Annotated in this window: 17 protein-coding genes and 1 tRNA gene; 11 read left to right on the top strand and 7 right to left on the bottom strand. The window is 42.6% G+C overall.

The window, feature by feature from the left end; translation table 11 throughout:
* Nucleotides 1-101: 101 nt before the first annotated feature.
* Nucleotides 102-176, bottom strand: a tRNA-Val gene (locus DIU38_RS24960).
* A 102-nt stretch (nt 177-278) separates the two neighbouring features.
* Entirely contained in the window at nt 279-596 is a 318-nt protein-coding gene (locus DIU38_RS24955) for a hypothetical protein (protein ID WP_090535036.1), read from the bottom strand.
* 1,296 nt (nt 597-1,892) lie between these two features.
* Between DIU38_RS24955 and DIU38_RS24950 the strand changes: the two genes are divergently transcribed.
* On the top strand, nt 1,893-2,585 hold the full coding sequence (locus DIU38_RS24950; protein ID WP_112656325.1) for a ferritin-like domain-containing protein: 693 nt from the start codon (nt 1,893-1,895) through the stop codon (nt 2,583-2,585).
* A gap of 12 nt (nt 2,586-2,597) precedes the next feature.
* A complete protein-coding gene (locus tag DIU38_RS24945; protein WP_112656327.1) occupies nt 2,598-3,443 on the top strand; it encodes a ferritin-like domain-containing protein in 846 nt (281 codons plus the stop codon).
* A 74-nt stretch (nt 3,444-3,517) separates the two neighbouring features.
* Here the strand turns inward: DIU38_RS24945 and DIU38_RS24940 are convergent, their stop codons facing one another.
* Complete coding sequence (locus tag DIU38_RS24940; RefSeq protein ID WP_091173590.1) at nt 3,518-3,964, bottom strand: thioredoxin family protein; 447 nt, start codon at nt 3,962-3,964, stop codon at nt 3,518-3,520.
* 84 nt (nt 3,965-4,048) lie between these two features.
* Complete coding sequence (locus tag DIU38_RS24935) at nt 4,049-5,776, bottom strand: DUF6600 domain-containing protein (protein WP_146752299.1); 1,728 nt, start codon at nt 5,774-5,776, stop codon at nt 4,049-4,051.
* 204 nt (nt 5,777-5,980) lie between these two features.
* Here DIU38_RS24935 and DIU38_RS24930 point away from each other — a divergent pair, with 204 nt between their 5' ends.
* Both DIU38_RS24930 and DIU38_RS24925 read left to right on the top strand, forming a co-directional pair.
* Nucleotides 5,981-6,943, top strand: coding sequence for an isopenicillin N synthase family dioxygenase (locus tag DIU38_RS24930; RefSeq protein ID WP_112656333.1), 963 nt, complete (start codon nt 5,981-5,983; stop codon nt 6,941-6,943).
* A 517-nt stretch (nt 6,944-7,460) separates the two neighbouring features.
* The gene (locus DIU38_RS24925; protein WP_112658366.1) at nt 7,461-8,999 is read left to right on the top strand and encodes an IS1182 family transposase; all 1,539 of its coding nucleotides are present in this window, start codon (nt 7,461-7,463) and stop codon (nt 8,997-8,999) included.
* A 66-nt stretch (nt 9,000-9,065) separates the two neighbouring features.
* On the opposite strand, the gene DIU38_RS24920 is transcribed toward DIU38_RS24925, so the two are convergent.
* Nucleotides 9,066-10,304 carry an MFS transporter gene (locus DIU38_RS24920; RefSeq protein WP_208057729.1) on the bottom strand — a complete coding sequence of 413 codons (1,239 nt, stop codon included), beginning with the start codon at nt 10,302-10,304 and terminating at the stop codon, nt 9,066-9,068.
* A gap of 143 nt (nt 10,305-10,447) precedes the next feature.
* Here DIU38_RS24920 and DIU38_RS24915 point away from each other — a divergent pair, with 143 nt between their 5' ends.
* The 3 genes from DIU38_RS24915 (at nt 10,448) to DIU38_RS33600 (ending at nt 12,429) form a co-directional block, all read left to right on the top strand.
* Nucleotides 10,448-11,329, top strand: coding sequence for a LysR substrate-binding domain-containing protein (locus DIU38_RS24915; protein ID WP_112656997.1), 882 nt, complete (start codon nt 10,448-10,450; stop codon nt 11,327-11,329).
* Nucleotides 11,330-11,411: 82 nt separating this feature from the next.
* Nucleotides 11,412-12,191 (top strand): hypothetical protein, encoded by a 780-nt coding sequence (locus DIU38_RS24910; protein WP_112656999.1) that lies wholly within the window; start codon nt 11,412-11,414, stop codon nt 12,189-12,191.
* On the top strand, nt 12,181-12,429 hold the full coding sequence (locus tag DIU38_RS33600; protein WP_208057730.1) for a PIN domain-containing protein: 249 nt from the start codon (nt 12,181-12,183) through the stop codon (nt 12,427-12,429). Before DIU38_RS24910 ends, DIU38_RS33600 begins: the two co-directional genes overlap by 11 nt.
* Nucleotides 12,430-12,733: 304 nt before the next feature.
* Here the strand turns inward: DIU38_RS33600 and DIU38_RS24900 are convergent, their stop codons facing one another.
* Complete coding sequence (locus DIU38_RS24900; RefSeq protein ID WP_112657001.1) at nt 12,734-13,216, bottom strand: hypothetical protein; 483 nt, start codon at nt 13,214-13,216, stop codon at nt 12,734-12,736.
* Nucleotides 13,213-14,550 carry a tRNA lysidine(34) synthetase TilS gene (gene tilS, locus DIU38_RS24895; protein WP_112657003.1) on the bottom strand — a complete coding sequence of 446 codons (1,338 nt, stop codon included), beginning with the start codon at nt 14,548-14,550 and terminating at the stop codon, nt 13,213-13,215. Before tilS ends, DIU38_RS24900 begins: the two co-directional genes overlap by 4 nt.
* Nucleotides 14,551-14,652: 102 nt before the next feature.
* Between tilS and DIU38_RS24890 the strand changes: the two genes are divergently transcribed.
* The 4 genes from DIU38_RS24890 (at nt 14,653) to DIU38_RS24875 (ending at nt 20,053) form a co-directional block, all read left to right on the top strand.
* Nucleotides 14,653-17,178 carry an OstA-like protein gene (locus DIU38_RS24890; RefSeq protein WP_243770668.1) on the top strand — a complete coding sequence of 842 codons (2,526 nt, stop codon included), beginning with the start codon at nt 14,653-14,655 and terminating at the stop codon, nt 17,176-17,178.
* Between the two features lie 272 nt (nt 17,179-17,450).
* Nucleotides 17,451-17,696, top strand: a complete 246-nt coding sequence (locus DIU38_RS24885; RefSeq protein ID WP_091216455.1) for a hypothetical protein — start codon at nt 17,451-17,453, stop codon at nt 17,694-17,696.
* Between the two features lie 539 nt (nt 17,697-18,235).
* Nucleotides 18,236-19,321, top strand: coding sequence for a Gfo/Idh/MocA family protein (locus DIU38_RS24880; protein ID WP_112657009.1), 1,086 nt, complete (start codon nt 18,236-18,238; stop codon nt 19,319-19,321).
* Between the two features lie 3 nt (nt 19,322-19,324).
* Nucleotides 19,325-20,053: a 6-phosphogluconolactonase gene (locus DIU38_RS24875; RefSeq protein WP_112657011.1), complete on the top strand. Its 729-nt coding sequence runs from the start codon at nt 19,325-19,327 to the stop codon at nt 20,051-20,053.
* The last annotated feature ends 24 nt before the right edge of the window (nt 20,054-20,077 follow it).

Here is a 20,077-nt window from a genome sequence, read left to right as displayed (position 1 = left end):
GCGAAGTTAAATCACTTTGCCATATAATGCAAATACTTTTGTGAAGTATTTAGCGAAGAGTGCAAGTATAAAAAAGCCCAACATTGCTGTCAGGCTTTTAGTGGGAGCTACTGGGTTCGAACCAGTGACCCTCTGCTTGTAAGGCAGATGCTCTGAACCAGCTGAGCTAAGCTCCCTTGCTTTTGGGACTGCAAATATAGGGCTTGATGTTTATTCTTCAAAAAATATTTTGCATTTTTTGTATCTGGTTGATTTTTAATGAGATGTTTTTTAATAATTTACTTCACATCCCTGTACTGGGCACGCGGGCGTGGGTCTTCCGGAAGAATTTCCATTTCCGGAAATTCGATGTAGTGGGCATACCATTGTATGGCGCCTACCAAATCCAGCGCGTCTTCGGCAGCTACGCTAACCGTTTCAAAAGCGTAAAGCTTCTGGTCGGCGTAGCCGTAAAGCTGAATTTCGTTGTCATCCGGACTAAATTGTTCTTCATCAAGGCAGTAAACTTTTACCTTGAGGCGTGTATCCCTGGAGTGGATCACATCCCTGCAGGGGTTTTGAGGATCGGTTGCCAGTAAATATACATTATAGTCCATAATCGGTTTAACAAAGTTTATATGGGATGGTTTCCTGATTAAGCATTTATGTTAAAAATTGTTTGACTTTTTAATCGTTCCCCTGGGTGTGGAAATAGCACCCTCGTTTGGGGAAAAAATCTACAGTTTAATATTTAAGTAATATTAAAAACCTGTTTTTAAGGCATATAGGTGCATGTTTATTAATTGGCATTTCGTTTGAATAAATGTTATTACCCTTCTCAAAGGGTTGTTTTTCATAGGTAGATGTAGGGTCGAAATACTGCGAGAGTATTTCGACCTTTTTTATTATCAATGTTTGGTGCCGGTTCCCTCTCCAAAGCAGGTTTATATAACTGGATATGTCATCCAGGCATGTGATGACAGGCAAGGTAGTTTAGCCGGTCAAGTTTTAACTTTTGGGAAAATTATACCACTATTCCCGGAAAGTATTTACACACTTTATATTCATTAGGCCTTTGAAAGTGCGTTTAGAATACTGGAAAGGCGTTTTGGTATTTGGCACCCGGTTTGAATTAAAGTTAATACCCTTACTAAAAAGGGTTGTTTTTCATAGGTAGATGTAGGGCCGGATTAACTGCGAGAGTTGTCCGGCCTTTTTTATTACGGCGTTATGTTGCCTGATGATTAAAATGCAGCCTGCCGAAATTAACCAATGGGAAATTAATTCCCGGTTTTGGGTGTCATTTCTACACATTGAGAAGTGTTTGTGTTTTAAAAAGCTGCCAATTAGGCATTTAAAGCCATTTTTAAACATTGGCATCAGGTTTGAATATAGTTTAATACCCTTCTCAAAGGGTTGTTTTTCATAGGTAGATGTAGGGCCGGAATAACTGCGAGAGTTGTCCGGCCTTTTTTATTTAACGTGAATTTCAATCTCTCTCTCTGATCTGATTGCTTTTTAATTAAGAATGGTTAATGATAGTAGCTTATAATTCCCGATTTTGGGATTGCTTTCCACACGGGGATATCTGTTAGCTTCAAAAGCTTATTTATAGAAGTTTAAAAGCGGTTTTAGGATTTGGCACCAGGTTTGGATAAGTATTAATACCCTTCTCAAAGGGTTGTTTTCATAGGTAGATGTAGGGCCGAAAAACTGCGAGAGCGTTTCGGCCTTTTTTATTATTCCGAATTTTGGGGAGGTCTTTTTAGCTGTAAATAGAGCGATAGGTTTTACCCGCAGTTAAACACTCCAATTAAGAGTAGCTTAATTATCGCAAATTGAAATCCGGCGGGTTATTACGGGCGTATATCCATCTACAAGATAACTAATTATAGTATTAAAAATCGAACTCTATGAAAACATCTGAACAGGAAAGCATAGGCGGAGCAAATATGGCCAGGAGGTCATTTTTACGCTATGCGGGGTTAGGCGTGGCATCAGCCGGACTCTTAGCTACAGCAGCTTGTCACAAAGACCACAAGGTAATTGTTGGCGGGGGCATTGATATCGGTGCCAAAGGCGATCTTGCAATCCTTAACTACGCTTACGCGCTTGAGCAACTGGAAGCCGCATTTTATATCCAGGTAATTACCACGCCATATTCGGGCATGACTGCCGATGAAAAAGCGCTTTTCACAAGTATCCGTGATCATGAGGTGCTACACCGCGAATTTTTCAAAGCTGCTTTGGGCGGTAACGCAATCCCGGCGCTTACTGTTGATTTCAGCACTATCGATTTTACCAAAAAATCTGCAGTGCTTGGTGCAGCCAAAGCATTTGAAGATACCGGCGTTAAAGCTTATGATGGTGCAGGTTACCTGATTAAGGATGCCGGCTATTTAACCATTGCGGGTAAAATAGTATCTGTTGAGGCAAGGCACGCTGCATTGATTAGCAATATGCTGGTTGCTGGCTCATTTGCTGCCGATGACCAGGTTGACAGCAACGGTTTGAATAAATCAGCTACCATTGCCGAGGTATTGCCTATCGCAAACACCTACCTCAAAACTAAAGTGAGTGCATCCAATTATAGTTACACAGCTTAATCCCACATCGCCATGAATTTATTTAATATAATAGACGAGATAGAAAAATTTGATCCCGAACTGAACGACAGGCTTAATCCGCGTCGTGCAGCTATCAAAAATATAACCAGCTTCGGTTCAAAAGTGGCTATGGCCGCTGTGCCGTTCGCTATGGGCACTATGTTAAAAAGGGCATACGGTGCTGCTGCTGCACCAACCGTGGTTGAGGTTTTAAATTATGCGTTAACGCTTGAATACCTTGAGTCGTCATTTTATAACACGGGAGCTGCTTCGGCGGGCTTGATCCCTGCAGCGGGTGCTTCTTATATCAATACAGTAAAAGATGACGAAAACCAGCACGTAGCTTTCCTTAAGACAGCTATTACAGCTTCGGGCGGTACGCCGGTTACTTCGCCCAAGTTTGATTTTACAGCAGGCGGCGGCACAGGTGAGGGGCCCTTTAAAGGTTTGTTCGGCAATTACAACTTGTTTTTGAAGGTGGCGCTGGCTTTTGAAGATACAGGTGTACGTGCTTATAAAGGCCAGGCGCCTAACTTGTTGGGCAATAAAGATATTTTGACAGCGGCTTTATCAATCCATGCGGTTGAAGCCCGTCACGCATCGGCTATCCGGCAGTTGCTTGGCGTTTCCCCGTGGATCACCAGTACCGCTACTTTAGGCAACGATACCGGTGTACCGCAGGTTAACGGAAATTACGATGGCGAACAAAACGTTACCCAGGGCGGTGTCAATCTCACCACATTGCCGGGTGTATCAGGCACATCTACTTCAGTAGCCGTTGCTACCGCTGCTTTTGACGAGCCATTATCTATGGACCAGGTGTTGGCTTTATTAGTAGGTACTTTTATCTACACCTAAATAAAGTTGTTAATTGAGTTAAAAAAAAGACCGGTTGCTTATAGCGCCGGTCTTTTTTTATAGGTTCAATTGAACTATTTATTCAATGCCTGCCTGCCAAATTTAATGAGGTCATTTGCCCTGATATAGCCTACGGTTCCTGATACGGGTTTGCCTTTGCTGGTAAATATAATCATGGTAGGGTAGGCCTGCAGTCCCCATTCGGCAGCCAGGGCAGGGCCTTGTCCTTTTTCCATGTCGATAGCTACATTTACAAAATTATCGTTGTAAAAATCGGCTACTTTGTTGTTTTTAAATGTGGTAGCCTTGAGCATTTTGCAGGGACCACACCAAGTGGCATAAGCATCAACAAAAATATATTTGTTTTGACGGGCAGCCTGTTTTAGAGCTTCGGTCCAGGAGTTTTCAATAAAGTTGATTTGGGTTGATGACTTGCTTACGTTTTCCTGTGCCCTGACGGTGGAACTGAGTACGATAACAAGTGCGATGATAAAATAATTAATATGCAGGAATTTCTTCATTGTTAATAATAGCGATTATAAATAAAAACAGCACGTATATAATGCTTTATGCGTGCTGTTTATTGTAGCGGTTATAAATTTATTTTACCGGTTTGCAGGTCGCCTTTCCTGCTGCTGGCGTTGTTGTTGCTGCTGTTGCTGACGCTGTTGTTGTTGCTGGCGTTGCTGCTCCTGCTGCTGACGTTGAGCCTGCATTTGTTGCTGGCGTTGCTGTTCCTGTTGCTGACGTTGAGCCTGCATTTGTTGCTGGCGCTGTTGTTCCTGTTGCTGACGTTGAGCCTGCATTTGTTGCTGGCGCTGTTGTTCCTGCTGCTGACGTTGGGCCTGCATTTGTTGCTGGCGCTGTTGTTCCTGCTGCTGACGTTGGGCCTGCATTTGTTGCTGACGTTGCTGTTCCTGCTGCTGACGTTGAGCCTGCATTTGTTGCTGGCGCTGTTGTTCCTGTTGCTGGCGTTGGGCCTGCATTTGTTGCTGACGTTGTTGTTGCTGCTGCTGTTGACGTTGAGCCTGCTGCTGTTCCTGCTGCTGGCGCTGTTGTAGCTGCTGCTCTCTTTGAGCTTGCTGTTGCTGCTGTCTTTGCTGTACTTGTTGTTGCCTTTGGGCTTGCTGTTCCTGCTGGGGCTGCGGACGGTTCTGCTGCTCGCTTTTTACCCGTTGATCTTGCTGCCTTTGCTGTAATTGTTGTTGACGCTGGGCTTGTTGTTGCTGCTGGCGTTGGGTTTGATTATTTTGTCTTTGATCAAGCTGTTGTTGCCTTTGTGCTTGTTGCTGTTGCAGGCGTTGTTGAGCCTGTTGCTGACGCTGAGCTTGATTGTCTCCTGGCCTTGCATTTGGCTGATTTGGGCGAGCTCCATTTTCCGGGTTAGGCCGGGATGCCGGGCCTGGATGGTTAACCTGTACTATTTTGTTATCAGGTCTTTCGTTACGGGCAATTTGACGCAGACGGGCCGCATTATTGGGGTTGATAGTAGCGTTACCGCCGCGCCTGTTGGCGATGCCATCATTAGGGTTTTGCTGCCTGTAAGCCGCAGCGTTTACCACCCTTGCAGGTCGTGCATCGGGTGCTTTTCTTACTTCCGGACGGTAAATGTTTACTGTATTATTAACTACCCTGCCGCCGCCGTTTGGCCGGTTAACGTTGTTAATGTTGTAAACACGCACGTTACGGTTGTTGGTAACCTGCCTGATCTCGTTAATTCTTGGGCCGGCTATGTAGGTACGGTTATTATTAACATAGGTGTTGTTAATAATTGTTGTTTGATGAATAATGTTAACTACCCGTGTTTGCGGCACATAATAATTATAGATATTTGGCCTGGTGATGTATGCCTGTGGTGCGCAAACCCAGTAGTTGTCGGGCACATTATAACTATTGCCAAAAGAGATATTGATACTTATACCTGGTTGTAAAGGCGCCCAGCCGTAATAACCGCCGCCGTGCCTCCAGCTTACCCATGCCGGAGCCCATTCATGGCCTGGAATCCATTCCCATCCATAATAATCATCATAGCGCCAACGGCCATAATGAAACGGAGCCCAGCCCCATTCATAATCGGATACCCAGGTATTGCCATAGTCGGTTACTACCCAGTGGCCCCGGGTAGCATATGGCCTGAAATTGTCACCGGCGTCCGGGATCCAAACGTTACCGTATTGCGGGTCGTTAACCCAGGTACCGTATGGATCAAGTTCGTCGTAAAACTCCTGGTCGGATACATAGCCTCCTTCCTGGGCTTTACTCATGTTTGGTGCGGCAAGCATTATTAAAAATGCTATTAAGCTAATACCGCATATTTTATTAATAAATTTCATAATAATGTATGTTTAAGATGGCCTGTCACATTGGTGTTGCTGAATGTATGACAAGCAGAAGTATAAAACGTTTAAAGCAAAAATTGTTTTAAAGAGTTAATGAGAACAGGGTCAGCGTAATTATGGGGATAAAATTTTATCACTATCTTGTATTCCTCGCTTAAAAATTAAATAATTTTGCTACCTGTTTTATAAACGATAACTATGAGCACAGTAAACATTCTACGCCTGGACCTGAATACCTATATAAACGGCAGTGCCGATGAACGCAAGCAATTTTCGAACGATATTGGCAAGGCTTTTAACGAAACAGGATTTGTTATCATTACTAATCACGGTCTCAGTAAAGAATTGATAGATAGGCTTTACGATCAGGTTAAAACGCTGTTTGCCCTGCCCGATGCAGTAAAACAGCGATATGAAATCCCAGGCTTAGCAGGCCAGCGCGGGTACACCGGTAAAGGCAAGGAAACGGCAAAAGGTTTTAAAACCCCCGACTTGAAAGAATTTTGGCAAATTGGCCAAACCGTAACTGATGACGAGGTACTGAAAGCACAGTACCCGGATAATGTAACCGTTAATGAACTGCCCGAATTTAACCCAACCACCATCGAAGTTTACAAAAAACTGGAAGCAGCTGGTAAACATTTACTCCGCGCAATTGCCGTTTACCTCGAATTGCCCGAAAACTATTTTGATGATAAAGTTCATAACGGTAATTCAATACTTCGCACCCTGCATTATTTCCCTATAACCGATCCTGATTCGGTGCCCGATGATGCTGTACGTGCCGGAGCCCACGAAGATATTAACCTGATCACCCTGTTAATAGGAGCCAGCGCCGACGGTCTTGAACTGTTAACCCGCGATAATACCTGGTTCCCGGTTAAAGCTTATGGCGAAGATTTGGTAGTTAACGTTGGCGATATGCTGCAGCGTTTAACCAACAACAAGTTAAAATCAACAACCCACCGCGTAGTAAACCCACCGCGTGAGCTGATGAAGTTCTCCCGTTTTTCGGTGCCGTTTTTCCTGCACCCAAAATCGAACATGGATCTGACCAGTCTTGATTCGTGCATTGATGAACAGCATCCTAAATTATATACTGATATCACTGCCGGTGAGTATCTGGATGAACGCTTGAGGGAGATTGGTTTGAAGATGTAAAATATAAAGGAGGTCAAAAAAAAGCGTCATTGTGAATAACCACCAGGAAAACCCTGAAAAAAAATTAAATGACCTCTCCGATTTGATATATTTAAGCTATGGTGTGTAGGCCGCGTTAGGGATAGTAGCGGAAAGCCCACAGCGTGCGGAGGCCTTGTGTGTGGGCAAGGCGAGGACTTGTAGCGAATAGCCCGGGCCGGAGGCAACGCCCACATTATAATTAAAAACAAAAATTTACCTTTAATAGTCAATGATTTACAATCACGTCATTATAAGATACAAAGCAATCGTACGGAAGCATGGTCGCCCTGTATAGCATGCGATTGCCACGTCGCGTCTAAGCTCATTCCTGTTCCGCTCTTCGCAATGATTTTTTATTACAACAAAGCCCTTCCAAAACTGTGGCCGTTGCGCAACTAAACTGAGGTTTTCAACTAACCCAGTCGAATAAAGTTCGATTGGGTTAGTTTTTTTATAAACATTTGACAATCAGATATTTGTTTTGTATATTAAGGATATGCAAGGCAAAAAAGATTATCAGGAAAAGCTCTTTATCCGGTTTCAGCTTTCAGACTACGTTCCAGCAGATAACTTCTACAGGCGTTTGAAAAGTATACTCGATCTGAACTTTGTTTATGATACGACCAGCAAATATTATGGTACAGAGGGTCAAAAGAGCATTGACCCGGTTGTGTTTTTCAAACTAATGCTTGTTGGTTATTTAGAGAACCTGAATAGCGATAGGCGCATTATTGCTACCTCACGTATGCGCATGGATATCCTCTATTTTATAGGATATGATCTGGATGAAGAACTTCCCTGGCATTCGACATTAAGCCGCACACGCCAGCTTTACGGAGAAGAGGAGTTTACAGCTGTCTTTAAACAGGTTCTGAAAAAGTGTATTGATGCAGGTTTGGTAGCAGGTAAAAGACAGGCTATCGATAGCGCATTTGTCAAAGCCAATGCAGCTATGTCAAGTTTGGTAGAACGCGAGATCATGAATGATGCGGCAACTTATGGCAAGCAATTGGACGATCATAATGATGAAGCCCCGGCTGGGGACATACCGGATGAAAACACTAAGCCTAAGCCGAGAAAGAATGCTAAAGTTGATAAGAAAGCGAACAGCAAGCGTTACAGCCCATCAGACCCTGATGCCCGGTTATCGGTGAAACCCGGAAAAACAACACGGCTGAACTATTCGGCTCATGTAAGCGTAGATACACAAAACCACGTTATTACACACATCCAGGCCTTCCATGCAGATAAAGGAGATGCACCATGCCTACCTGAGATCCTTACCCATGTCGCCGGAAACCTTAAAGATAATGGCATGGAAATAGAAGATGTGCTTGCCGATACAGGTTATAGCGGTGAAGCGGCGCTTCTGTTTTTAGCTGGTAATCATATTAAAGGCTTCATACCTAACAGGCCAGGATGTCAAAGCAGGGAAAGCCGGCAGGGCTTCAGTTATGACGGGGAGCAAGACCGGTATGTTTGTCCTGAAGGCAAATACCTTACTTTTCACAACTTCAAAAAAGCAGAGAACGATAATACCCATAAGATATATCGTACCAGTGTTAAAGATTGCAGGGACTGTCCGCTTAAAAGCACCTGCGCTAATCTGCAAGGCTTTAAAGTGTTTAAGGATTCCGTAGCTAAAGACCTTTATATAGAAATGCATGAACGCATGCAAACCCGACAAGGGAGCAAGGCCAGGAAAGTAAGACAAAGTACGGTAGAACCGGTACTGGGCACCCTGATCAATTTTACAGGCATGAAACAGGTAAACACAAAAGGGCTCGAATTGGCCAATAAATGTATGATCATGGCCGCCATTGCATATAACCTTAAAAAACTTGTCAATGGTATACCTGCAAAAATCAGAAGAAGAAAAAGAAAGCTACCGGGAAACCATTCTGATGCCGTAATCAATACATTATCGGCCTGTTTATTGAAGATAGCAAACATACTAACTGCTTTCAGCATTGACTATAAAAGCAAATGGCCGAATAATCATTTGCTTTGCAATTTAATTATTCAGCCATTTTAAGCCCTGTTGCGCAACGGCCACAAACTTGAAAGGGCTTCTTTATTTAAACAGGTAGATGAAATAGATTTACTTAACAAACATCGCATTGCCTTCAACTGCTTCACCTGCTGCCTGTCTTCTTTTATATAATACAAACAATGCAGTGGCCAATACCCCAATAATTCCCTCGATACAAACAGCCCTGCGCGGCCCAAGTTCATTGGCTAACCAACCGGCCATCAAACTGCCTACCGGGATCATGCCCTGGTAAGCCATCACATAATAGCTGATAGCCCTTGCCCGCATAGCCGGGATAGCATGGGTTTGGATATAGGTGTTGATGGCCGATGTTTGCGCCATCATACCAACCCCGGTAAATACCATAAATATTAAAGCAAAAGGTAGTTTGCCTGCATAGGCCACCATCAGCACGCTTGTACCAAAAATGAGACTTGCTATCGACATGATCTTTACAAGATTTTTATTACTCTTCAGGTTAGCCAGATAAACAGCACTAATTACCGAGCCTAAACCAGCTGCGCTCTCAAACCAGCTGAAGGTTTTTGCATCGCCATTAAAAAGATCTTTGGCGAAGATGGGCATCAGTGTATTAAATGGTATCACAAACAGGCTGCTTGCGGTAAGCATCAGGATCATGCTGCTCAGGTCGCTGTCGCCGGATACGTATCTGAAACCTTCCTGTAATTCTGTCCAGATGCTTTTTTCTGAACGGACAGGCACTATGGTGTTTAGCTTCATCATAAATAAACAGGTGAGCACAGGGATATAGCTCAAAAAGTTGCCGAAGAAACAAACATCCTCACCAAAAGCACTTAATACGATACCTGCAATTGCCGGGCCTGCAATACGTGCCAGGTTGGTCATGGTTGAGTTTAAGGCGATGGCATTAGGCAAATCGGCCTTGTCATCAACCATATCAACCATTAGTGATTGACGGCAGGTAACGTCAAAGGCATTGACAATACCCTGTAACAGGCTCAAACCAATGATAGCGGGAATATTATAGATTTTGAAAAAGATCATGAAAGCAAAAGCGCCTGCCTGCAGCATGGATACTACCTGTGTAATAACCAAAATGCGGTAACGGTTATGCCTGTCAACAATACTGCCCGCATAGGGTGCCAATATTAATGACGGGATCAGGCTCACAAAACTTACAATCCCTAATAAGAGGGCCGAACCGGTGAGGCGGTAAACCAACCAGCTTACGGCTGTTTTTTGCATCCATGTGCCAATGAGGGATATTGACTGACCGTAAAAAAACAGCTTGAAATTACGGTATTTTAAAGAGCGAAACACATTCATTTGTTCAATTCATAACAAAAGCAAATTCAGGGGAGTACTTAATGCAAGACTATTGAATTGTTTTATGCTGCAAATATCGCCCATATCAATACATTTGTAAAATAGATTGTTTTAATAGGATTGATAGATAAAAACGATTGATTATGGAATTGCGTCAACTGCAATACTTTGTTAAGGCTGCCGAAACCATGAACTTTACCGAGGCTGCTGCTGCGGTATTCATTACACAAAGCACGCTATCGCAACAAATAAAGCAGCTTGAAGAGGAGCTGGGCATGCTTTTGTTCGACAGGATAGGCAAGCATGTACGGATCACTGAGGCTGGTCATATATTTTTAACCCATGCCCGCAAAATCCTTAACGATGTGCAGCGGAGCAAGCAGGCCATCAGTGAGTTGCAGAATGCTACCATCGGCGAGCTTAACCTTGGCGTTTCGTACGCTTTTACTTCTTTGCTGTTACCTGCATTGGCACCCTTCAGTACTAAATATCCCGGTATCAAGATCTTTATCACTTATGGCAGCCCCGAAGAATTGGAAAAGAAACTGCGCCTTGCCGAGCTGGATATGATCCTCGCTTTCCACAATGAAAGTGATGATGAAGATCTGGAAATGCAGGAATTGTTTAGTTCGAGCGTGGTAATGGTGGTATCTAAAAATAATCCGCTGGCCCAACTCAAGAAAGTAAGCCCGGAAGAGCTTGCCAAACTCGATCTCATCTTGCCGGGAAAAGGCTTCAGCTCGCGCGATTTTATTAATGATTTGTTTAACCGCAAAAAGATAGTACCTAATATAAAAATCGAACTCAATGATGTGCATTCATTATTAGCCCTGGTTGAGAACGGCCATTGGGCAACTATCCTGAATGAAAAAGCCATTATTGGCTGGAACAAAGTCACCGCTATACCTATTGAATCAAAAGATATCAAACGGCAATCATATATCCTGTGGCAAAAAGGGGTTTACCGTAAACGTGCGGCTATTTTATTTATAGAGGAGTTGATGAAGGTGATGGACAGTGAGTAGATGATAAAAAATGTTATTGATTTGATAAACTGTTTTAGAGTGTTAATCGTATAATTTAGATCAAATTAATAGATTTGTAATTGTGGAAAAGATAGGCTATTTAGAAATTCGAATAACTGGAACCAAAGGAAATCTGGAATTAAAACCAGATACTCTTGACATACGCGAATTAATGAGCGTACTGGAACAGTCTGAGAATTTATTATTCCCTAACGAAAAGAAAGACCGACCAATAATAAGCTACCAATTAGAAGAGGGGTCGGTTAAGCATATCTTTAAAACAAGCATCCAAGCTATTATTGGTTTTAATGCTGTAATTGCACAAATTGATACTACAAAAAATATCGATTTTCTTAATTTGAACACGGCAAAAGCAATAGAGTCTTTTCAGGATACAGCATTGAAAAAAAACTTTAAATTTAACATCAGCACGTCACTTGAGGAAACAACCGATTTAATCATCGATAGAAGTACTCGCTTTATTCGTTCCGAAGCGCTGTGGGCCGATGCCGAATTTTATTTTTATGGAAAGATAACAGATGCGGGCGGGAAGGATAAGGCAAATATTCATCTTCTAACAGAAGATTATGGTACGTTGACGGTAGATACCTCTAAAGACATTCTTGAACAGCTTGAAGGTAACATACTTTACAAATCTTTTGGTATACGAGCTATTGGCAAACAACATTCAGAAACCGGAGAGATTGATAAAAAAAGTCTCAAATTTGTTGAAATGGTTGATTACAGTCCTAAGTATGATCAGGACTATTTAAAGAGCCTGAGAACAAAGGCAAAGGGTTGGCTTAGTCAGATTAATGCTGACGATTGGTTAAATGATATCCGGGGAGGCTATGATACGTAGAGCAGTACTCCTTGATACAAGTTTCTTTCTGCGTTTCCTGAATGAAAATGATCCGTTATTTAAAAATAACGATGGCTATTTCCGTTATTTTTTAGAGAAGGAATTCGTACTTGTAATTTCTACCGTAAGCATTGCAGAATATTGCGTAGGAGGATCTATTGAACAATTACCGTTAAAAAATCTAAAAATATTACCATTTAACTTAGATCATGCAAAACGTACTGGAGAATTCGCTTGAATACTATATACAGAGCGTAGAGCAGGCAACGTTAATTTTAAAGAGAGAACATTAATTATAAATGATTCTAAACTTTTTGGGCAAGCCGACACAGATATTTCAATTGAATATTTTGTAACGTCAGATTCTGAAAGTTTAAATGCTTATAATATTTTGAGAAAACATACAAATCCACATTTTAGAATTTTGGATATACGTATCAGCCATTTTGCCGCTTTTGGTTTATTGGAATTTTAATTTGTTTTACTATGGATTTGATATTCTTTGAGGCAAAGAACCGCAATTCAATTATTCTCAAGATTCCTTACTTCTTCATCTCTTCCCTTATCGCCCTCAAAAATTCATTAGGGTGTTTGGAGCCGATGATGTAAAGCAGGCCGTCACGATCTGTAAGGTGGATCGCTTCATTGCCTGATGTGAAAAAGCGAATAGTGCCTTTGGTATGCAGATTATAAACCGGATTGTTGAACATATAGCGGCTGTAGGTGCCTTTTTCGGCTTTAACAATGCTGTTCAAATCTATTTTTACCAGCTTGGTTGTCCACAAACCGTCAAGCATAACGCTTTTGTTTTCAACACGGGTGCGGAAATGCAGCAGGAACCCCAGGATAATGGAAATAATGATGATGGAAAAGCCCACAACAACCAGCAAATCGCCGTTACGCTCACGTTCGTCGGTAAAAAAGTAGGCTGCAAAACAAAACATGGCTAAAACCAGGCGTATGGTTAGCGGTATAAATTCCCGGCCAAGGTATTGTTTTTCAGTAAAAACGGATTTATCGCTCATGTTAGTTTAAACAGTTCGAAGATAGTAACTTTTTTAGTGTTATCACTCACTTTATACCTTTCGTCGGGGCGATAGCCGCCAATCCACATAATTTCACCGTTGCCATTTACCAGGATTGGGATTTCTTCCTTTTGGTGCAGCGGCACTTTCTGGTTTATGAAAAAATCGCTCAGCTTCTTTTTGCCCTTCATCCCCAGAGGAAAAAAATGATCGCCCTCGTACCATGTACGTATTTTTAACGGGTAAACCAACTTATCAGCATCAATAGATACTGCCAGCGGATTGTTCTTTATGATCAGCGCGCTATCATCGTGCAACAGGTTAAGCTTATAAACGCCAAAATTTGCCTCATGGTCTGTAGCGTTGATAATAACTTCGGCAGGTAGCACAGTAGTTTTTGGCTTAAGGATAATATTATCGCGGTCGAGCAATAAGGTATGTGTTCCAGATTCAAATATCCGGCCGGAATGTTTATCGAGGGAAGCAATGAGATCATCTATAGTAGCTTCATTAAAACAGTATTCATTTAGTAGTTTAAAGAGAAGCAGCCGTTTAGGATTGAGCTTTCTTACCCCGGTAATGGACAGGTAAATGATACCATCATATATTTGCAACAGGGTTTGCCTTAACTCATCAAGCCTGATCTCAAGCAATAGTTCCAGGTCGCGGAAATGGAGCAGGTTGCTTTCAAAAGTCTTTTCCAGCGAAGGGTTGAGTTCCTTTAGCTTAGGTACTACCTCCAGCCTGATTTTATTGCGGGCATATTTTGCTGATGCGTTGGAGCTGTCTTCAACAAAACTTAAACCTTCGGCACTAACCATGGTCTGTATTTCCACACGGCCGAGGAACATCAGGGGCCGCACCAACTTGCCGTTTTTTGGTAAAATGCCGTGTAAACCGGCGATTCCAGTACCTCGTGTAAGGTTTAACAATATTGTTTCGATAGTATCGTTTTGGTGGTGAGCAAGCGCAACAACCTCATAACCTGATTGCTGACTGATGGTTTCAAACCATTGATAACGTAAATCGCGGGCTGCCATTTGTATGGATACCTTGTTGTCTGCGGCGTATTGCTCCGTATCAAAATTAACAGTATGAAAGGGTACACCAAGAGTTGTGGCGAGGTCACGGCAAAAGGCCTGATCGCGCAGGGCTTCATCACCACGCAGTTGAAAGTTACAATGGGCAATGCTAAAATCATAACCCGTGGCTTTAAGCAGGTGTACCATTAGAACCGAATCGATGCCGCCGCTTACAGCTGCCAGTATTTTGGCAGCAGGCGCAAATAAGCTGTTTTGCTCAATAAAATTAACAAACTGATTAACTGGCAGCATTCATCAAAATTATTAATTTAATAACCCCAACAAAAAACTAATTTTGCCATTGTGAGGAAATATGTTTTATGCTTTTTGTTTTTGGCGATGGCAACTTTAGCCATGGCCCAAAAAAAATCAATTGTAAACCTGATACAATCTGAACGAAGCACCGGCGGAAAAACGGCCAGCGGCAAACAGCTGATTAAGGTATATAAAGGTGTGTTTAAGCAGGATTACTCTATCCTCCGGTCGGATAGTGCTTACTTTTATCCCAGCGATAATGCTTTTGATGCTTTTGGTAATGTAAACATAAACCAGGGCGATACGCTGAACATATTTTCGGATAAACTGAACTATAATGGCAACACCAAAACAGCCATCCTCACCGATAACGTTAAAATGGTTGACCGTGATGCCACGCTAACCACCAATTATCTTACCTATAATACGGCCAGCCGTATAGGTACTTATACAGGCGGCGGAAAACTGGTGAATAAGGATAATGTGCTTACCAGTAAAAATGGCTATTATTTTGCTTTCAGCCGCGACTCTTACTTTCGGTACGATGTAGTGCTTACCACGCCCGACGCATTGATCAAAAACGATACCCTTAAGTATAATACAGGTACGCGTATTGCCTATTTTTTCGGTCCAACCAATATTTACGGTACTAAGGACAAGGATACCCTGTATACCGAAAACGGGTTGTATAATACCGTTACTGAGCAAGCGTATTTTGGTAAAAAAAACTCATACAGACAGGGTACCAAATCATTAAAAGGTGACAGCCTTTTTTACGACAAGCTAAAAGGATATGGCCGCGCGGTAAAGAACATCACCTTCGAAGACAAGGAACAAAAAGTAACCATTAAAGGCGACCTGGGTACTTATTACAGGGCCGAAGAAAAAACTGTTGTTACCGAAAATGCTTATGTGGTACTGATCTCCGAGCAAAAGGACACCAGTAAAACCGATACCACGGCTAAGCAATTGCCTGCTGCAAATAAGAATGCTAAAGCGGCTGCCAAAAAAGTAACTGACCTTACTAAAATTGCCAATGCTATAAAGCCTGACAGCAGCCATAAAGCCCCGGCTAACACCATGCCTGTTAAGCAACCATTTACTATAGGTAAAAAGGATAGTGCCAATGTTGGTATGGCGGCTACGCTGGTACAGGGTGCTTTGAAAAATAATAGAGATGCCAATGCTGATGCTTTGATTAAAGCTACAACGCAGGCTAAAAAAGGGAACGAAAAGCTGATCGATTCGGCACTGAAGGCAGCGGCCCCGGCATTAAAAAACAATAAGGATAAAGCGAATATAAAAAACATAGGCAGCCTGGCTGGGGTGGCCGATGCTATTAAGCCTGGGGTTGCTAAAGTAGCAGGAAAGCTTGTCCCAATAAAAACAACTGTGGCGCCAAAAGATACCAGCCACATCAAACGCGATTCGATATACATGACTGCCGATACCATTGAAACGCAGATCATGACCTATAAAAACCAGAAAATTTACCAGGAACGCCAGCGGACCTTACGTGATACTACACTGAAACAGCGTAAACTGGCAGCGGATAAAAAATCGTCAAAGTTCCTCACTGCTTATTATATAAGGGTGCCTAAAGATACAAGTTATCTTCACCGCGATTTTTTTGGAAAGCCTAAACCGGTAAATGATTCATTACAAAGGAAAAAGGATGCGCTCGCTGCCGCCAAAAAAGCAAAGCAGGATAGTATATACCGTGAACAAATGCAACGCGACCCGGTTTTTAAACAATACCCGGTTAATTTGAAAGATACGGCACGCGTGCGGATGCTTATTGGCCATCACCACGTTAAGATCTTTAAATCAGATCTGCAGGCTAAATCCGATTCGGTATTTTATAGCAACAGCGATTCTACCATGCGCATGTATGTAAACCCGATTATCTGGACACAGGGTTCGCAGTTGAGCGGGGATACCGTATATATGCAAATGCGCCATAAAAAGCTGGATAATATTGAACTTTTCCCCTCGGCATTTATCGTAAATATTGAAAAGGATGACTCAACGCATTTTAACCAGGTATCGGGAAAAAAGATGCGGGGATATTTTAAGGATGACAAGCTTGACCAGATGTATACGTTTGGCAATGCCGAAACCATTTATTTTCAGCGCGACAGCGGCAAGGTTTCGGGTATGCAGCGGTCATTAAGCAGCCGGATCCGTACCGTTTTTAAAAAGAACCAGGCTACAGATATTTACTTTTTAACCAAGCCCGAAAATCGTTATATCCCTATCGAAAAAGTTAAAGAGGATGATAAGATATTGAAAGGCTTTTTATGGAAACCTAAAGAGCGTCCGGCATCGAAAGAAGACATTATTAAAAAGCGTAGTAAAAAAGCACCGGCGACTAAATCTCCAGGGAAAAATGCTTCTGCTAAACCCGGAACTGCTAAGCCGGGGGTAAGCCTCAAAACGGATAGCCTGAAGAGCCCCGGAATAAAAAACATCCCGGATAGTACCCTAAAAGTTGATACTGGGAAGAATAATGCGATAAAATTTAAAAAGGATACGATAATCAGAAATTTTGCGCCAAAACTACCCGGAAATGGGCAGAAAAAGGATAGTATTGTTAACAAAACGCCATCTGTTAAGAAAAACTGACCCAAAATGAAAAAAAAGTAACATTTTTTATCAAAAAAATTAGTCTACTAATTCTATAGTGCTTATATTTGACTAATTGTTATTATCGTTCTAACCAATTAGTTCTTTATGATAAATAATGAGGTCAGTCAACTTAAATTTAAAAAAGAGAAAGCCGGCGGGCTATCTCTTTTTTTTCTGCCTCATTTTAAAACATGTTTAAACAGCTGTTTTATTTGTCAATAAAGTAAACATCATCAATCGTGGTATGTTATCTCAATAAACAAACTGCCATGATCGATCAAAAAGACACCACTCCGGCCGCGAAAGACGGGAAATATGAGTTCCTGATCAACTACTCAGAACGTGAGCTTACCTGCCGTGTTGAAAAAGAGCAAAATAAGCTGCATGTTTTTATTGATAACAACATCAATGCCGAGCTGGAACTGCAGCCCGACGGCAGCCTTACACAGGCCAGCGGCAATGCCCTGCCCGAATCAACCATCGAGTTTATTAAAAAACACATTATGGAGGGGTAGGAGAATAAAACTGTTGCTTTAAACTTGGAGATGGTATTTATAAAGGCTCTCGTTAAATTCCCGTAACATATTTGAAGCCGCTTCTGTCAGCAGGTAAGCTTCGGGCGAAAGCGGGCAGAACAATGATGGCCAAGAGCGCCGGAAAGGGCATAGCAAGTTTTTGCAGAAGCGGGAGCCTGTGAAGGCAGGCCAAAATAATTGCAGCCCGTGGTTCTGCCCGGTTTGCAGGGCAAGGCCTTGCGCGCAAAGAAGCCTATCTGCTGACTTGAGTTACTCACTATTGTTTTTGTTATGGTGTTCGTTATCTCGCTATCGCTCGGTCTTGGTTCTTTTTATCAAGAAAAAGAACCAAGCCAATCCGCGGCGATTGAGCGGGCCAATGTAACTTGGATACCACAGCAGCCCTTACATGCTTCCAACAAGCATCTTCCAAAAATTTTCGGTTTTAAAATATTATTCGTTAATCTTGAACGGTATTCTTAACCAGGCAAATCCTGTGCGCTGTTCCAATTATCGGCGTTTTATTATATATACATTTTATGAACAAAACTAAAGTAGCCATACTGGGTGCCGGTTTTATCACCGATATTCACATGGAATCATACCATCGTTTCATTCCCGAAGCTGATGTTGTTGCCTGCTATGCCCGCAAGCCCGAAAAAGCTAAAGCCTTTGCCGAAAAATATCACATAGCCCAATGGTTTGATGATATTGATAAACTGCTTGCCGAATCGGGCTGCGAGGTTGTAGATATCTGCTTACCAAACTACCTTCATGCCGAAGCTACCATCAAAGCCGCGAAAGCAGGCAAGCATGTTATTATTGAAAAACCGCTTGCCGTTACGCTTGAGGAGGCCGACGAAATGATTGCCGTATGCAAGGCCAACAACGTAAAAATGATGTATGCCGAAGAACTTTGCTTCGCGCCAAAATATGAACGGGCAAGGCATTTGGTAAAGGAAGGAGCTGTTGGCGAGATCTATATGCTGAAGCAGGGCGAAAAACATTCCGGTCCGCATTCGGATTGGTTTTATGATATCAATTTTTCGGGTGGCGGCGTGATCATGGACATGGGCTGCCATGCGTTAGGCTGGTTTAGGTGGATGCTGGGCAACGCTAAACCCAAAAGTGTTTACGCCAGCATGAGCACGGTGCTGCATAAAGGCCGTACTAAAGGCGAAGATAATTCGGTAATTATTGTTGAGTTTGAAAACGGGGTAACCGCCGTTGCCGAAAATAGCTGGGCCAAACATGGTGGCATGGATGACAGGTGTGAGATTCACGGTCTTGGGGGTGTTATATACGCCGATTTATTTATGGGTAACGCGGCAGTAACTTACAGCAGGGACGGATACGGTTATGCCATGGAAAAATCAGATACCACAAAGGGCTGGAGTTTCACCATTTTTGAAGAGGCTTTTAACCAGGGTTATCCGCATGAGCTCAAACATTTTATTGATTGTGTACAGAACAACAAAACCCCGCTTGTAACCGGGGAAGACGGCAGAGCTGTGCTCGAACTTATCTACGCAGCTTATGCCTCGGCAGGTGCCGGCAAAAAAATTGAGCTGCCATTTTCGGCAAAGATTGATAAACCTGTAAATCTTTGGCTCGGTAATAAATAGAAAATGAAACTACATACATATCCTGATTATAATACCATGTCGAAAGCAGTGGCCGACCTGGTAGTTACCCTGATTAACCAAAAGCCCGATTCACTGATCTGTTTCCCTTCAGGCGATTCGCCAACCGGTATGTTCAGTTACCTGGTTCAGTATGCAAATAACGGACAGGTCGATTTTAGCCAAACCAACTTTGTGGGACTGGATGAATGGGTTGGCCTCGACCGTACTAATGATGGCAGCTGCACTTATTTCCTCGAAAAGCACTTTTTTACGCCGCTTAATATTTCGCCCGGTAAAGTAAAGTTCTTTAACGCTGTTGCTGATGACCTGGATGCCGAATGCCAGGCCATGAATAAACATATTGATAACCATGGCGGATTGGATATGATGGTGGTTGGAGTAGGGCTTAATGGTCATATCGGCCTTAATGAACCCGGCGCCGATTTTCATTCTTATGCGCATCATTCGCCTTTAGCAGCTATTACTGTAGAAGTTGCTCAAAAATACTTTACCACCGATACAGTTTTAACCGAGGGTATTACCCTTGGCTTACGGCATTTAGCCGAAGCTGCTGTACAGGTGCTGATAGCCAGCGGAAGTAAAAAAGCACCAATTATTGCTGAGGCATTGCAAGGATGTGTTACCAACGATGTACCGGCATCAATATTTAAAACGCTGCAAAATGCGCAGATATTTATGGATGATGCCGCGGCCGCACAACTGGAAGCTTAAAGCTAAAGATTGAAAGCCGAAGGC

Source organism: Mucilaginibacter metallidurans (assembly GCF_003286435.2).
Classification (GTDB): domain Bacteria; phylum Bacteroidota; class Bacteroidia; order Sphingobacteriales; family Sphingobacteriaceae; genus Mucilaginibacter; species Mucilaginibacter gossypii.
The sequence above is the reverse complement of the archived record's forward strand: the minus strand, read 5'-3'. Positions and strand labels throughout refer to the sequence as shown.

Excerpts from the sequence above, each read along its gene's own strand:
- tilS (WP_112657003.1), bottom strand. The coding sequence starts at position 14,550 with ATGCTGCCAGTTAATCAGTTTGTTAATTTTATTGAGCAAAACAGCTTA.
- DIU38_RS24880 (WP_112657009.1), top strand. The coding sequence starts at position 18,236 with ATGAACAAAACTAAAGTAGCCATACTGGGTGCCGGTTTTATCACCGAT.
- DIU38_RS24940 (WP_091173590.1), bottom strand. The coding sequence starts at position 3,964 with ATGAAGAAATTCCTGCATATTAATTATTTTATCATCGCACTTGTTATC.
- DIU38_RS24935 (WP_146752299.1), bottom strand. The coding sequence starts at position 5,776 with ATGAAATTTATTAATAAAATATGCGGTATTAGCTTAATAGCATTTTTA.
- DIU38_RS24945 (WP_112656327.1), top strand. The coding sequence starts at position 2,598 with ATGAATTTATTTAATATAATAGACGAGATAGAAAAATTTGATCCCGAA.
- DIU38_RS24915 (WP_112656997.1), top strand. The coding sequence starts at position 10,448 with ATGGAATTGCGTCAACTGCAATACTTTGTTAAGGCTGCCGAAACCATG.
- DIU38_RS24885 (WP_091216455.1), top strand. The coding sequence starts at position 17,451 with ATGATCGATCAAAAAGACACCACTCCGGCCGCGAAAGACGGGAAATAT.
- DIU38_RS33600 (WP_208057730.1), top strand. The coding sequence starts at position 12,181 with ATGATACGTAGAGCAGTACTCCTTGATACAAGTTTCTTTCTGCGTTTC.
- DIU38_RS24925 (WP_112658366.1), top strand. The coding sequence starts at position 7,461 with ATGCAAGGCAAAAAAGATTATCAGGAAAAGCTCTTTATCCGGTTTCAG.
- DIU38_RS24955 (WP_090535036.1), bottom strand. The coding sequence starts at position 596 with ATGGACTATAATGTATATTTACTGGCAACCGATCCTCAAAACCCCTGC.
- DIU38_RS24900 (WP_112657001.1), bottom strand. The coding sequence starts at position 13,216 with ATGAGCGATAAATCCGTTTTTACTGAAAAACAATACCTTGGCCGGGAA.
- DIU38_RS24930 (WP_112656333.1), top strand. The coding sequence starts at position 5,981 with ATGAGCACAGTAAACATTCTACGCCTGGACCTGAATACCTATATAAAC.
- DIU38_RS24950 (WP_112656325.1), top strand. The coding sequence starts at position 1,893 with ATGAAAACATCTGAACAGGAAAGCATAGGCGGAGCAAATATGGCCAGG.
- DIU38_RS24875 (WP_112657011.1), top strand. The coding sequence starts at position 19,325 with ATGAAACTACATACATATCCTGATTATAATACCATGTCGAAAGCAGTG.
- DIU38_RS24890 (WP_243770668.1), top strand. The coding sequence starts at position 14,653 with ATGGCCCAAAAAAAATCAATTGTAAACCTGATACAATCTGAACGAAGC.
- DIU38_RS24920 (WP_208057729.1), bottom strand. The coding sequence starts at position 10,304 with ATGAATGTGTTTCGCTCTTTAAAATACCGTAATTTCAAGCTGTTTTTT.